This is a genomic window from Mesorhizobium sp. M0862, from assembly GCF_040319795.1.
In the GTDB taxonomy this organism is placed as follows: Bacteria; Pseudomonadota; Alphaproteobacteria; order Rhizobiales; family Rhizobiaceae; genus Mesorhizobium.
Genome location: NZ_JAMYOJ010000006.1, coordinates 104200 through 118960, shown reverse-complemented (window position 1 = coordinate 118960; position 14761 = coordinate 104200). Strand labels below are relative to the sequence as shown.

The 14761-nt window shown below is 62.8% G+C and carries 11 protein-coding genes; 3 read left to right on the top strand and 8 right to left on the bottom strand.

Annotation, left to right across the window (positions count from 1 at the left end):
* Positions 1 to 202: 202 nt before the first annotated feature.
* From NKI15_RS11400 to NKI15_RS11365, 8 genes are all read right to left on the bottom strand, one after another.
* Positions 203 to 1375, bottom strand: coding sequence for an iron-containing alcohol dehydrogenase (locus NKI15_RS11400; protein ID WP_352513998.1), 1173 nt, complete (start codon positions 1373 to 1375; stop codon positions 203 to 205).
* Between the two features lie 18 nt (positions 1376 to 1393).
* On the bottom strand, positions 1394 to 2779 hold the full coding sequence (locus NKI15_RS11395) for an aldehyde dehydrogenase family protein (RefSeq protein ID WP_352513999.1): 1386 nt from the start codon (positions 2777 to 2779) through the stop codon (positions 1394 to 1396).
* Between the two features lie 13 nt (positions 2780 to 2792).
* Positions 2793 to 3212: a type II toxin-antitoxin system VapC family toxin gene (locus tag NKI15_RS11390; RefSeq protein ID WP_023804693.1), complete on the bottom strand. Its 420-nt coding sequence runs from the start codon at positions 3210 to 3212 to the stop codon at positions 2793 to 2795.
* A complete protein-coding gene (locus NKI15_RS11385) occupies positions 3209 to 3664 on the bottom strand; it encodes a DUF7662 domain-containing protein (RefSeq protein WP_023691839.1) in 456 nt (151 codons plus the stop codon). Before NKI15_RS11385 ends, NKI15_RS11390 begins: the two co-directional genes overlap by 4 nt.
* A 90-nt stretch (positions 3665 to 3754) precedes the next feature.
* Positions 3755 to 5125, bottom strand: a complete 1371-nt coding sequence (locus NKI15_RS11380; RefSeq protein WP_023671164.1) for a glutamine synthetase family protein — start codon at positions 5123 to 5125, stop codon at positions 3755 to 3757.
* Between the two features lie 79 nt (positions 5126 to 5204).
* Positions 5205 to 6761, bottom strand: coding sequence for an amino acid permease (locus tag NKI15_RS11375; RefSeq protein ID WP_023691841.1), 1557 nt, complete (start codon positions 6759 to 6761; stop codon positions 5205 to 5207).
* A 78-nt stretch (positions 6762 to 6839) separates the two neighbouring features.
* Positions 6840 to 8384 (bottom strand): amino acid permease, encoded by a 1545-nt coding sequence (locus NKI15_RS11370; protein WP_023691842.1) that lies wholly within the window; start codon positions 8382 to 8384, stop codon positions 6840 to 6842.
* Positions 8385 to 8401: 17 nt separating this feature from the next.
* Positions 8402 to 9220: an N-formylglutamate amidohydrolase gene (locus NKI15_RS11365; protein ID WP_023691843.1), complete on the bottom strand. Its 819-nt coding sequence runs from the start codon at positions 9218 to 9220 to the stop codon at positions 8402 to 8404.
* A 147-nt stretch (positions 9221 to 9367) separates the two neighbouring features.
* On the opposite strand from NKI15_RS11365, the gene NKI15_RS11360 reads away from it, so the two are divergent.
* The 3 genes from NKI15_RS11360 (at position 9368) to NKI15_RS11350 (ending at position 14655) form a co-directional block, all read left to right on the top strand.
* A complete protein-coding gene (locus NKI15_RS11360) occupies positions 9368 to 10192 on the top strand; it encodes a MurR/RpiR family transcriptional regulator (RefSeq protein ID WP_023671160.1) in 825 nt (274 codons plus the stop codon).
* 171 nt (positions 10193 to 10363) lie between these two features.
* The gene (locus NKI15_RS11355; protein ID WP_023691844.1) at positions 10364 to 11527 is read left to right on the top strand and encodes an efflux RND transporter periplasmic adaptor subunit; all 1164 of its coding nucleotides are present in this window, start codon (positions 10364 to 10366) and stop codon (positions 11525 to 11527) included.
* Complete coding sequence (locus NKI15_RS11350) at positions 11524 to 14655, top strand: efflux RND transporter permease subunit (protein WP_023704042.1); 3132 nt, start codon at positions 11524 to 11526, stop codon at positions 14653 to 14655. The genes NKI15_RS11355 and NKI15_RS11350 overlap by 4 nt, the downstream gene beginning before the upstream one ends.
* Positions 14656 to 14761: the final 106 nt, after the last annotated feature.

Here is a 14761-nt window from a genome sequence, read left to right as displayed (position 1 = left end):
GATGCGGTATCGGTTTCATATGACAGCCAGATGAAAGCTTTTTGAAACTGGCCCCCGGCGGTACGAAAAGTTAACTCTTTTTAACCGGCTGTAGCAATTAGCCTCGACTTAATTTCCCGGCTAATGGTTTATTGCCTTGCTTTTTGCCCCCTTGCCCTTCCTTTCCCTTCGTTTTTAGATCACGTCCGGCGCAGAAACCGCCTCAGACAGTGCCGGCGATAGTGTTCTCGAGCAGCGTCAGCGCCGCCTTTTTGGTCAGCCTGACCGGGTTGCCGCCGGCGGTCGGATCGACCAGCGCCATGTCGGCGATCAGCCCTTTGCGCTTCTTGTCCATGTCGAGCCCCTTGATCAGATCGGGCAGCGCATGCGGCACCTTCAATTCCTTGCGCAGCTTGATGATCGCTTTGGCAAAGCCGTCGAAGCCACCCTTGATGCCGCAATAGGCAGCGAGCCGGGCAATCCGCTCCTCGATAGAGTCGCGATTGAAGGCCAAGACATAGGGCATGAACACCGCATTCGTCATGCCGTGATGGGTGTCGTAGAGCGCGCCGATCGGATGCGACAGCGAGTGGATGGCGCCAAGACCCTTCTGGAAGGCGGCAGCACCCATGGCGGCCGCACTCATCATGTGGGCGCGCGCGACAAGGTCCTTGCCGTTGGCATAGGCCTTGGGCAGGTTCTCGAACACCAGGCGCACACCTTCCACCGCAATGCCGTCGGCCATCGGGTGATAGCCCGGCGCGCAATAGGCTTCGAGGCAGTGCGCCAGCGCATCCATGCCGGTGCCGGCGGTGATGAAGCCGGGCATGCCGACCGACAGTTCCGGATCGGCAATGACGATTGCCGGCAAAAGCTTCGGATGGAAGATCACCTTCTTAGTGTGCGTCGCCTCATTGGTGATGACGCCGGCACGCCCGACTTCCGAGCCTGTGCCGGCAGTGGTCGGCACGGCTATGATCGGCGCGATGGCATCCGAATTGGCGCGCGTCCACCAGTCGCCGACATCCTCAAAGTCCCAGATCGGCCGCGTCTGGCCAGCCTGGAACGCGATCAGCTTGCCGAGATCGAGCGCTGAACCGCCGCCGAAGGCGATGACGCCGTCATGCTTGCCCTTCTTGAACACGGCGATCCCGGCGGTGAGGTTGGAATCGACCGGGTTCGGCTTCACCTCGGAGAACACGCCATAGGATACCTTGGCGTCGTCGAGGATTTTCAGCGTCGAAGCGACGACCGGCAGTTTCGCCAACCCCGGATCGGTGACGAATAGCGGCCGCTTAATGCCGGTGGCAGCGAGCACCTCAGGCAGTTCCTTGATGCGCCCGGCGCCGAAGCGGACGGTGGTCGGGTAGTTCCATTTGGAGATCAGCTTGGACATGTCTTGTCTTTCAAAAAATCAGATGGCTTCGCGCAGATGGAAGGATTTCGGCCGGGTCAGATTGTCGTAGCCGAGCGCCGAAAGGGCGACGCCTTTGCCGGTGTCCTTGACGCCGGTCCAGACCAGCGCCGGATCGAGGTAGTCGCAGCGGTTCATGAACACGGTGCCGGTCTCGACGCGGTCGCCGATCGCCACCGCATGCTCGATATCGTCGGTCCAGATCGAAGCGGTCAGCCCGTAGGGGCTGTCGTTCATCAGCGCGATCGCCTCCTCGTCGTTGCGCACCTTCATGATGCCGACGATCGGGCCAAAACTTTCCTCGCGCATGACGCTCATCTGGTGGTCGACGCCGGTCAGCACTTCCGGCGCCAGATAGGGCGAGCCGGCCTTGTCGTTAGCCACCTTCATATTGATGTGTGCGATTGCACCCTTGCGCAGCGCCTCGGCCTTCTGCTCGCGGATCAGGTCGGCAAAGCGCGCCTGCGCCATCGGCCCCATTGTCGTCGCCTGTTCCAGCGGATTGCCGACGGCATAATTCTTCGTCTCGGCGATGAAACCTTCGACGAACTGGTCGTAGACCTTCTCATGCACATAGACGCGCTCGATGCCGCAGCAGCACTGGCCGGAATTGTATAAGGCGCCGTCGACCAGATTGGCCACCGCATGGTCGAGCTTGGCGTCGGGCAGCACATAGGCCGGATCCTTGCCGCCGAGTTCGAGCCCGAGCGTCATGAAGGTGCCGGCCGCCGCCTTCTCGATGGCGCGGCCGCCGCCGACCGAACCGGTGAAATTGACATGGTCGATCTTGCCCGAGCCGAGCAGCTTCTCGGTCTGGGCATGGTTCAGCACGACATTCTGGAACACGCCCTTGGGCAGCCCAACCTTGTCGAACGCCTGCTGGAACCGTTCGCCGACCAGCATCGTCTGCGCCGCATGCTTGAGGATAACGGTATTGCCGGCCATCAGTGCCGGCACGATGGTGTTGACGGCGGTCAGATAGGGATAGTTCCACGGCGCGATCACCATGACGACGCCGAGCGGATCCTTCTTCACATAGCGTCGGAAGCCGTCCTTCGGGTTGGATGCCGGCACGGATTTCAGCGCGGCTTCAGCGATCTCGACCATGTAATTGGTGCGTTCCCTGACGCCGCCGAACTCGCCGCCATAGCGCACCGGTCGCCCCATCTGCCAGGCGATCTCCGGCACGATCTCGTCGGTCATCGCGACCAGCGCTTCGAGCATCGCCAGCATAAATTTGCCGCGCTCGACGATCGGCGTCAGCGCCCACTTCTCCCGCGCCGCCTTGGCGCGCTCGACCGCGGCATTGATCGCCTGGTCGGTCGCGATCGGCCGCTCGGCGTAAATCGAACCATCGATGGGCGATTTGAGTTTTACGGTTTCCAAAGGATACTCCAGTTTAGCAGGCTAGGGTGCGCAGATGGCCATTGCGGCCATAGCGAAGGATGGGCTCGTCACGCGTCACCAGAACCATGTCCAACGCTCTCGCACTTGCCATCAGTATCCGATCCATGGGATCACCATGAGGCGGACCGGGCAGGTTGGATGACGCAATCAGAATGGCTGGTGAGATAGCGCTGAGCTTTGCCGACATTCGCTCGATGAATCTCTCCACGAAGTCGAGTGGCGCCAATGGCAGATTGAGCCGGCCCTTGGCTACGCCAATTCCGATCTCCCATGCCGACATCGGCGAAAGATACAGACGGCCGTCATAGGCCGCTTCCGAAATCTCCCGGCTTGCGTGCGGATCGATCAGACTATCGTTGGCGACAAAGATCATCGCACATGTATCCAGAAGCAGGTTTGGCCCTTCGCTCATTTACGCACCGCAAGTTTGCCGTCACGCGCGTCAGCCTCACCGCCCAGATAGCCCCGGTCCCATGGCTCGTCATCGAAAGGTTTGGTGATATCAAATCCGGCTTCGATTGTTATCAGGCCCTTCATGAAACCAAAACCGGGGTGGCGATCCGCGCGCGCCTCCTTTGGCGCGGCAGGCACGCTACCACTGGGCGGCGCCGAAATGGGCACTTTGCGAACGCGGCGAAATACCAATTTCCCACTCCCTATATTGACGGATTCGGTCTCGAACCCAGCCTCAAGCCACTCCCTTGTCATGGGATTGTTGCTCGGATTGTTGCTCCACCATGCAGGGTATTGCTTCGATGCGGGCAGCGGCAGATTGAGCACTCTCTCGATTTCGGCGAATGACATCGGAATGCGATCGACATTTTGGGCAATGAGAAAGTCCTTGAGCGGCGCATATTTGGACATTGCAAACTCCTCAATGTAGCGCACTGCAGTTTACAGGTACCATATGGTACTAACTTCACTACATTGTCAACATTAAAGCTGTATAAAGTTTTAATACCGCTCGAACCCCCTGTGCAGTTCCCAATCCGTAATGCGGCGGTCGTATTCGAACTGCTCCCACTTTGCGGTGTGGACATAATGTTCGAGCACATCGTCGCCGAGCGCCTGCTTCAACATCTTCGACTTGGCCAGCGTCTCGGTGGCGTCGCGCAGCGTCTTCGGGATCTCCGGCAGGCGCGAGGCCTGGTAGGCATCGCCGACGAACGGCTTCTGCAGTTCGAGCTTCTCGTCGATGCCGGCAAGGCCGGCGGCGATCAGCGCCGCGAAAGCGAGATAGGGGTTCAGGTCGGCGCCGCCGATGCGGCATTCCATGCGGATGCCCTTGGTGCCCTCACCGCACAGGCGGAAGCCGGCGGTGCGGTTGTCCTCGCTCCACATGATCTTGGTCGGTGCGAAGGTGCCGGCCTGGAAGCGCTTGTAGGAGTTGATGTAGGGCGCCAGGAACCAGGTAAACTCCCTGGCATATTTCAGTTGCCCAGCCGCCCATTGCTGGCCAAGCGTGGACAAAGTCCAGTCCGCCTTCTTGTCGAAGAACAATGGCGTCTTGCCATCGGCGCTCCACAGCGAATTGTGGATGTGGCTGGAATTACCGGCGAGCCCGTAATTGTATTTCGACATGAAGGAAATCGACTTGCCTTCGGACTCGGCAATCTCCTTGGCGCCGTTCTTCAGGATGACGTGGCGGTCCGCCATGTCGAGCGCCTCGGCATAGCGCACATTGATCTCTTCCTGCCCCGGGCCCCATTCGCCCTTGGAGTTTTCGATCGGAATGCCCGCCGCTTCCATCTCGTTGCGAAGCCGGCGCATGACGCCTTCTTCCTTGGTGGTGATGCCGATCTGGTAGTCGCCGATATAGGGCGACGCGGTGTCGAGCCCCTGCCAGTGCTTCTTGCGGGCGGAATCATAGGTCTCGTTGAACAGGTAGAATTCGAGCTCGGAGGCGAAGTAGCCGATATAGCCGCGTTCGGTGAGCCGCTTGACCTGCTTTTTCAGCATCGCGCGCGGCGAATGCGGAAGGTCGTCATGGGTGTGGTGGTCGAGCACGTCGCAGATCACCAGCGCGGTCTTTTCCAGCCACGGAATCCGCCGCAGCGTGGCAAGGTCCGGCTTCATGACGAAGTCGCCATAGCCCTTCGACCAGCTTGCCGCCTTGTAGCCCGGCACCGGCTCCATATCGATGTCGGCGGCGAGCAGATAGTTGCAGCCATGCGTCTCGTCATGAGCAGAATCCACAAAGTACTGCGCCAGGAAACGCTTTCCCGCGAGCCGCCCCTGCATGTCGACGATGCAGGCCAGCACCGTGTCGATCTCGCCATTGGAGACCGCTTTCTTCAACTGATCGAACGAGAAATTTCCGGCCATTCCTTTGGCACTCCAGTGCTTGGTCGTTGAGGACGAAACCATAGCCGGCTGCACGCCGGCCATGGCCATGATGGTGACGTCAGTGGCCGGTTTCGCCGACAGCCTGTTCGGCAGCCTTGATCGCTGCCTGACGCGCCGCGATGATGTCGCCCAGCGGCGGGCCCTGGAAGCGATTGCGCTCGAAGGCGAACCAGACAATCGCCGTCAGGATGAAGAAGCCGACGGTGATGTACAGCGCCCAGTCGTTCGGCGGCTGGATGCCGATGATGAAGATCAGGATCATCGACACGATCGAGAGAACGCCGAACAGCATGAAGATGCCACGGCCCAGGTTCCACGGTCCCATCTTGTCCCACTTCGGCGTTCCCCAGGCCACCATGCCGAGCACGATCGGCACGGTGAAGGACAGGAACAGGAAGATGACGGTGCAGGACACGACGATGGTGTAGGCCGAGGTACCGGCGACCGAAACCAGCGTCGAACCCCAGACGAACAGCACCGACAGGACCGACGCCGTCCAGATCGCCGCCACCGGCGTGCGATAGGTCGGGCTGACCTTGGCCAGTGCCGACGAGCCCGGCAGGCCGCCGTCACGCGAGAAGGCAAAGATCATGCGCGAAGCCGAGGTGACGGTTGCGAGGCCGCACAACAGCTGGGCGATGAACACGACGAGGTAGACGAACTCCTTGAGGCCGGGACTGACGCGCTGGTCGAAGGCCCAGAAGAACACGTTCCAACCCTGCTTGGCGGCGTCGTCCATGTTGGGGATCATCAGTACGAAGGCGGCTAGGAACAAATAGCCGAAGACCGCCGACCAGATAACCGACATCACCATCGCACGCGGCACCGATGAGGCCGCCTTGATGGTTTCCTCGGAAGTGTGTGCCGAAGCATCGTAGCCGGTGATGGTGTAGATCGGCAGCAGAAGGCCGAGAGCGAACACCCAGGCGTTCGAGACGGACGGCCAGACGCTGGCGCCGGCCTCACCCGAGTAGTTGTGGAAGGTGAAGAGCCGGCTGAAATCCCAGGTCTCGGCGGAGAACAGGCAGACGACAGCAATCAGGATCGAGCCGAAGAAGATCAGGTAGCCCGAAAAGTCGGTCAACTTCGCAGTCAGCTTGATGCCGAGATGGTTGATCAGCGCCTGGGCGCCAGTGATGATGACCAGGAAGATCATCTGATTGGTCAGCGTACCCTCGATGCCGAGCGTCGGCCCGAAGGCGCCGATGAAGAAGGTCCAGGTGCCGACATTGATGGCGCCGAGCACGGTGATCAGGCCGAGCAGGTTGAGCCAGGCCGTCACCCAGCCGGTGCCGCGATTGCCGAGGATCGAACCCCAGTGATAGAGGCCGCCGGCCGTCGGATAGGCCGAGCTGATCTGCGACATGGCGACCGCGAAGGTGAGCGAAACGAAGCAGCCGACCAGCCAGCCGATGCCGATACCGATACCGCCGGCGCCCGACGTTGCCTGCGCCAGCGAATTGATGCCGCCCGACAGGATGCAGATGATGGAGAAGGAAACGGCGAAGTTGGAGAAGCGGCTTAGCCGCCGCTCAAGTTCCTGGGCGTAGCCCATGGAATGGAGGTGCTTTACGTCTTCCGCCTTGTCTGTGTCTGAATAACCCGGTGCTGCCATTGTAGTCCCCTTTGCATTCTTAGCTGGCCGGCCCTGCCCCGGTCGGCTTGCGCCGGCCGGAGCATCTAGTCTTTGCTGTTAGCCTGCCGTCTGGCCGACGGCTGCTTCCGCGGCCGCGATCTCCGAAGCGCGGCGAGCAATGTCGGCGCCGATCGGCGGGCCCTTGAAGCGGCGCGATTCGATGCCGAACCACAGCACCACGAGCAGAACGATCAGGCCGATGGCATAGTTGATCAGGATGTCGAAGGGCGGCTGGATGCCGGCATACATCAGCACCAGAACGCCAAGCACCGTGATGACGGCGAACGGCTTGGACCAGATGCCGAGGCGGAACGGGCCGAATTCGGTCCAGCTCTTGCCCTCGGCAAGCAGGCCGGCGGCCACGGGCATGGCGTAGGACACGTAGAGGAACAATGCACAGCCGGCCGCCAGTGCGGCAAAAGCCGGTGAGTACAATGTCGCTGCGACCGCGAGCACCGCTCCGAGCCAGATTGCCGCCACCGGCGTGCGCCATGTCGGGCTGACGGTTTTCCACACCGACGAACCGGGCAGGCCGCCGTCACGCGCGAAGGCAAAGATCATGCGCGAGGTCGACGTCAGTCCGGCGAGAGCGCAGATGAAGTTCGCCAGCACGATTGCGATGGCAATGATGCTCTTCAGCAGGAATGGTGCCGGCAGGTTGTTGAAGAGATTGAACCAGGCATTGGCGCCATCCTTGGCCGTCGCTGCCAGATCGGGGCTGGCCAGTACGAACGAAACGGCCATGACGAAGCCGAACACCAGCGACCACAGGACCGAATGGATCATGCCGCGCGGCACCGCCACGCGGGCATTGTGGGTCTCTTCGGACGTGTGGGCCGAAGCGTCGAAGCCGGTGATGGTGTAGAGTGGGTAGAGCAGGCCGATCAGGAAGGCGACGAGTGCCGTCCGTGCGGTCGGAACGTAGCCTGCGCCTGGATCACCGGTGTTGTTGACGAAGGTGGTGAGCCGCGAGAAATCCCAGCTTGCGCCCCAGATCAGGAACATCGCGGTCAACACGACGGCGACGACCAGAATGAGGTAGCCCGAGAAATCCGTCAGCATGGTGGTGAGCCTGATACCGAAATGGTTGATCAGCGCCTGTGCGACCGTGATGATCACAACGCCGATCACCTGCTCCTGATAGCCCCACGCGGAGACGTCGTTGCCGAACACGCCGGACCAGACAAGGTCCTTGAACAGCGCGTAGACGCCGACATTGACCGAGGCGACGACGAAGACCAGGCCGAGCAAGTTGATCCAGGCCGTGGCCCAGCCCCAGCCGCGCCCGCCGAGAATTGACGACCAGTGGTAGAGACCGCCGGCCGTTGGGTAGGCCGAGCCGATCTGGCCAAGGGACGCGGCAACGACAAGTGCAAAGACGCCGCCGATGACCCAGCCGACAGTCGCCTCGAAGCCGCTGCCGGTCGCCATGGCCAGCGGGAAGGACGTGATGCCGCCCGCCAGAATACAAATGATCGAAAAGGAAATTGCGAAATTCGAGAAGCCGCTCATGCGGCGAGCCAACTCCTGGGCATAGCCCATGCTATGGAGGGTTTTTACATCCTCCGATCTTTCAGCGTCTGATTTGTCCGGTCCTGCCATTTTCGTCCCCTGTTTTTCTAGCTGGCCGATTGAACTGACTTTCCCATTGCGTGTCGCCGGGAACCCTTGGCCTCCTCGGGTTCCAGGTCAGAAAAAATGCCCGTGAGCAGATCCGCCCATTTCCGCTGCCCGGTCTCGCCGGAGATCTCGTCGTTGCGGATTTCGATCATTGCGCAGGCAAGGCCGCGCGAGCGTGCATGGCGCTCCAAAGTGAAATAGACGCGGTCGGCCGGCGAATAGGGCTCGTTGATGCCGACAGTGACGCCGGAGAGCCGCTGCAGCGCCGCTATCAGCGGCGACGCCAGCCGGCGGTCGTCATCATGGATGATGCCGATATGCCAGGGCCGGTTCTTGCCCTTGTAGACCGGCGTGAAGGAATGCACCGACACCAGCCGGGTGTCCTGCCCACGCGCCTGCCGGTCGTCGATGATCGATGCGATCGTGTCGTGGAACGGCCGCCACGACAAAGCGATGCGCTCGGCGCGCTCACTGTCCGACAGGCCGGCATTGCCCGGAATGGCCGTCGTCTCGCTTACCGGCGGCACCAGGTCCGGTGCCTCGAGCGGACGGTTGCAGTCGATTATCAGGCGCGAGATGCGGGTTTCGATGAGCGTCGCATCGAGGGCGGTCGCGATGCGGCGCGCCACCGGCAGCGCGCCGGGGTCCCAGGCGATGTGGCGGGAGAGGTCCTCGGCCGGCAGGCCAAGCGTGCCGAATTCGGACGGCAGGAAGTTGGAAGCGTGGTCGCAGGTCAGCACGAAAGGGCTGGACCCGCCGGGGTTCGTCACCCCTACGGTATCAGACGATGCAAGGCTGGCGGGCCGTGCTCTCTCCATAGTCTGCCGTCCCCTGGGGAGCGCTGTATCTTATGTTACGTATTTTGCCTCATTGCGTCCCTGTGGATGATTTCATACAGTTTGTCCGGCTTTGTCAAACGCGATTTCGGGGAAGCGGTCTGGACGGGCTCAGGGGTGGGGAAAACGATGATTTCCAGCATTGCCGAACTGATTTCGGACCGCATCGGCACGATGCCGGCCGGCGAGCGCCGCGCCGCGCAGACACTGATTGCGAACTATCCGCTGATCGGGCTGAAGACGGTCGCCGAGTTCTCGACCGCCGCCGGCGTATCGTCGCCGACCATCCTGCGCTTTGTCTCCAGGCTGGGGTTCCAGAACTATCCCGAATTCCAGTCGGCGCTGCAGGACGAACTGGCGGCGCAATTGCAGTCGCCGGCATCGCGCACGCTCAACCCGGCCTCCCCAAGCGGTGCAGTATCGCCAATGCTGGAGGCGACGCTGGACAATATGCGCGAGACCTTCAGGCATCTCTCCGACAGACAGCTTGCCGACATCGCCGCAAGGCTTGCCGACCGGCGCGGCAAGACATTCCTGATCGGCGGCCGCTTCACCGATCCGTTGGCACGCTACATGGCCGCCCACCTCGCCATCATCCAGCCCGATGTCTATCACCTTGCCGGCCAGGAGAGCATCTGGCGCGACCGGCTGATCGACATGGGCAAGCGCGACGTGCTGGTGATCTTCGACATCAGGCGCTACCAGGACAGTCTGGTCCGCTTTGCCCAGACCGCGCATCAGCGCGGCGTTCAGATCGTGCTGTTCACCGACCAGTGGCTATCGCCGATCGCCCGCTTTGCCCGCCATGTCATTGCCGGACGCACCGCCGTGCCTTCGGCGTGGGACTCTTCGGCCGCTCTGTTCGTTGTCGCCGAGACGCTGATCGGCGCCGTCACGAGGCAGCTCGAGGCCGACAGCGCCAGGCGCATCCGCGACCTCGAAAGCCTGCGCTGACACGTTCAATCCCCGCCGCAGGTGCGCAAAATTACGCAGATTTAATGTGCATGGAAGCGGCAGAATTGCCATAAAGCCATGATATTGCGGCGGCTTCGCACATACCGGGTGCGTCGCTGCGCGTTTTTTTGCTTGGCGAAACCGGTAGACGTTTTGCCAACCGGAGTGTCGATGGCCGCCTGGAAACAGATCGTTTTTGCGCTTGTGATCCTGGTCGCGGCTGTCCTCGCCTGGGCGCGATTCTTCCCGGGCGCGCCGGAGGTTCTAGCACGCTGGGGCATCGACTGGACCTATGCTTCGGCGCCCGCCACAACCGGTGCGGTCGACACGACAAAACAGGCAGGCGGCCGCAACGCTGCCGGCCGCCCGGCAAATGTCGTCGCCTTGCCGGCGACCACCGCCACCATCAACGATCGCCTGCAGGCGATCGGCACCGGCCGCGCCAACGCCTCGGTGACGGTCAACCCATACAGCTCTGGGCGCCTCGTTGAATTTCTCGTCCAATCCGGCACCCGCGTCGACAAGGGGCAGATCATCGCTGTTCTCGATTCCGAGACCGAGGTGATCTCGCAAGATCGTGCCAAGCTTGCCTTGCAGGATGCCCAGGACAAGCTCGAGCGGGTGAAATCATTGAGGGCCTCCAACGCCGCGACCCCGGTCGCCGTCGCCGATGCCCAAGTGGTGCTGGCCGGCGCCAAACTGGCGCTGCAGGATGCCGAACTCGCCTTGCAGCGTCGTTCGATCGTCGCCCCTATCGCCGGCACGGTCGGCATCCTGCCGATATCGGCCGGCAATTACGTCACCAGCCAGTCGGCGATCGCCACGCTTGACGACCGCTCCTCCATCCTGGTCGATTTCCTGGTGCCCGAGCGCTTCGCCGCCGCCGTCAAGGTCGGCGCGCAACTGTCGGCGACGCCGATCGCCAATCCGAGCAAGGCCTATACCGGCACTGTGTCGGCCATCGACAACCACATCGACGAAAAGAGCCGCACCCTGCTGGTCAAGGCTGCAATCGCCAATCCGGCGGATTCGCTGCGCGCCGGCATGTCGTTCGGCATCACCATGCGCTTCCCCGGCGACACCTATCCGGCCGTCAGCCCGCTGGCAATCCTGTGGGGTTCCGACGGCGCCTATGTCTGGCAGGTCGAGGACGGCAAGGCCAGGCGCGTTCCCGTGCGCATCATCCAGCGCAACACTGAGACGGTGCTGATCGACGCTGAGATCGAGGATGGCGACATGGTCGTCACCGAAGGCACCCAGAGCGTCAGCGAAGGCGGCGCGGTCCGCATCGCCGGCCAGGATCAGCGCGCCGCGGAAGCTGCCGAAGGCTCATGACTGCACCCGTCAGCACCGCCAGCGAAACCGGCTTCACCGCACTCTTCATCCGCAGGCCGGTTATGGCCTTCGTGCTGAACACGCTGATCGCAGTGGCCGGCCTTGCCGCTTTCTATGGCGTCGAAATCCGCGAACTGCCCGATGTCGACCGCGCCGTGGTCACCGTGTCGACGGCCTTCGAGGGTGCCGCCGCCGAAACCGTCGACCGTGAACTGACCGACACCATCGAGGGCGCGGTCGCCCGCGTCTCCGGCGTCAAGTCGATCTCGTCGACCTCTTCCTTCGGCCAGAGCCGCGTCACCATCGAGTTCAACGACGGCGTCGATTTGAACGTCGCCGCCTCCGACGTGCGCGACGCGGTCGGCCGTGTCGCCAACATGATACCGGAGACCGCCGACCCGCCGCGCATCGTCAAGGCCGATGCCAATTCCGATGCCGTGATGCGACTGGCCGTCACCTCCGACACCATGTCGGTGCAGGACATGACGGTGATCGTCCAGGACCAGATCGAGGACGAACTGGCTGCCGTGCCTGGCGTCGCCGACGTTCAGGTCTATGGCGACCGCGACAAGATCTTCCGCATCGATGTCGACCAGAACAAGCTCGCCAGCCTCGGCTTCACTGTGGCCGATCTGAGGGCAGCGCTTGCCTCGGTCGCTTTCGATTCACCAGCCGGTTCGATCACCACCACCAACCAGGATCTCATCGTCCGCACCACGGCCGATGTGACGACGCCGGAAGAATTCGAAAACATCATCATCGGCGGCACGACGCGCATCCGCGACGTCGCCACCGTCACGCTCGGTCCCGACATCGGCCAGACCTCGTTGCGCTCCGACGGCAAGACCGGCATTGGCCTTGGCATCATCCGCCAGGCGGAATCGAACACGCTGGATATTTCCACCGGAGTGAAGGCAGCCGTCGCCAAGCTGCAGGAAAACCTGCCCAAGGGCATGTCGATCAAGATCACCAGCGACGACGCAGTCTTCGTCAACGGCGCCGTGCACGAGGTCGAGATCGCGCTCGGCCTGTCGATCTCCATGGTGCTGATCGTCATCTACATCTTCCTGCTCGACTGGCGCGCGACGCTGATCCCTGGTCTGTCAATGCCGGTCGCCATGATTGGCACCATCGCCGCCATCTATCTCGCCGGCTTCTCCATCAACATCCTGACGCTTCTGGCGCTGGTGCTGGCAACCGGCCTTGTCGTCGACGACGCCATCGTCGTTCTGGAAAACATCGTGCGACGGCGCAACGAAGGCATGGGGCCTCGTGCCGCCGCCGTGCTCGGCGCCCAAGAAGTGTTCTTCGCAGTCATCGCCACGACGCTGACGCTCGTTGCCGTTTTCGTGCCGATCTCCTTCCTGCCGGGACAGACCGGCGGCCTGTTTCGCGAATTCGGCTTCGTCCTCGCCATGTCGGTGCTGCTCTCCTGCGTGGTGGCGCTGACGCTGTGCCCGATGCTGGCCTCGCGCATGTTGACCGGCGCATCGCTCCACCATGAAGGCGGTCACGGCATTGGCGCGCGCGTCGGTGGCGCGCTGAACGCGGCCTACAAGCGCGCCCTGCATGCCTGCCTCGGCGCGCCGTGGATCGTGCTGCTGGTTGCGGTGCTGTTTGCGGGCGTCGCCTTCAGCCTGTTCGGCACCATCCGCCAGGAACTGACGCCGAGCGAGGACCGCGCCGTCGTGCTGTTGCGCATCAACGCGCCGCAAGGCGTCAGCCTCGATTACACCACGCAGCAGATGCAGAAGATCGAGCGGCTGATCCAGCCGCTGCGCGATTCCGGCGAGATCGTCTCGACCTTCGAAAACGCCGGCCAGAACGGCGCCTACAATTCCGGCTTCATGGTGATGACGCTGGCGCCGTGGGACGAGCGCACGCGCAGCCAGCAGGAGATCATGGCGCAGATAAGCCAGCTGACCCGGCAGGTGCCATCCGTGCGCATCTTCCCGGTGCAGGCCAATAGCCTCGGCATTCGCGGCGCCGGCAACGGCCTGCAATTCGCGCTGGTCGGCAACGACCGCAAGGCGCTCGGCGACGCGGCGGTGAAGATCATCGCCCGGATGCAGGCCGATCCGCGCTTCCAGACGCCGCGGCTTTCCATCGACCCGACGCAGCCGCAGCTGGCGGTGGCGATCGACCGCGAGCGCGCCTCCGATCTCGGCATCGACATATCGGGTCTCGCCAACACCTTGCAGGCGATGCTCGACGGCAACGATGTCGTCGATGTCTACATCGCCGACCGCAGCTATGGCGTGAAGCTGGTCTCGACCACCAACCCGATCAATGATCCGACCGATCTGGAAAACATCTTCCTGAAGACCGCCGACGGCCGCTTCGTGCCAATGTCGACCATCGCCACGCTGACCGAGCGCGCCGTGCCGCCGTCGCTGACCCGCGAACAGCAGCAGCCTTCGGTGGCGATCACCTCGAACCTGAACGGCAATTTCGCACTGGGTGACGCGCTCGGCGTTGCCGAGCAGATCGCCGCCCCGCTGCTGCCGCCGGGCAGCCGCGTCCTGCCGCTGGCCGAAGCCGCGACGCTCGGCGAGACCAACAGCGCCATGATCACCATTTTCGGCTTCGCGCTGGTCATCATCCTCCTGGTGCTCGCCGCCCAGTTCGAAAGCTTCGTCAGCGCCGTCATCATCATGGCGACGGTCCCCCTCGGCCTTGCCTGCGCAATCTTTGCGCTGCTTTTGTCAGGCACCAGCCTCAATGCCTACAGCCAGATTGGCCTCGTGCTTCTGGTCGGCGTCATGGCCAAGAACGGCATCCTCATCGTCGAATTCGCCAACCAGCTGCGCGACCGCGGCCTCGGCGTGCGCGAGGCGATCGAGCAGGCCTCGATCATCCGCCTGCGGCCGGTGATGATGACGATGATCTGCACCATTCTCGGCGGGGTCCCGCTGGTGCTGGCCGCCGGCGCCGGTGCCGAAGCGCGCATCGCGCTCGGCTGGGTCATTGTCGGCGGGCTGGGTCTCGCCACCGTCTCGACGCTGTTCCTGACCCCGGTCGCCTACCTCCTGCTCGGCCGCTTCGTCACGCCGAAGACGCATGAGGAAGCGAGGCTGAAGCGGGAGCTTGAGGAAGCGGCGTACGCCAATGTCGAGCCGGCGGAGTAGCTCCGCTTACCATCCCCCTTGTGGGGAGGGTCGGACCGCAGGTCCGGGGTGGGGGTGCAGCGCCAACTACCGTCGGTCCAGCGCTCCCGCGATAACAGAGGTAGGA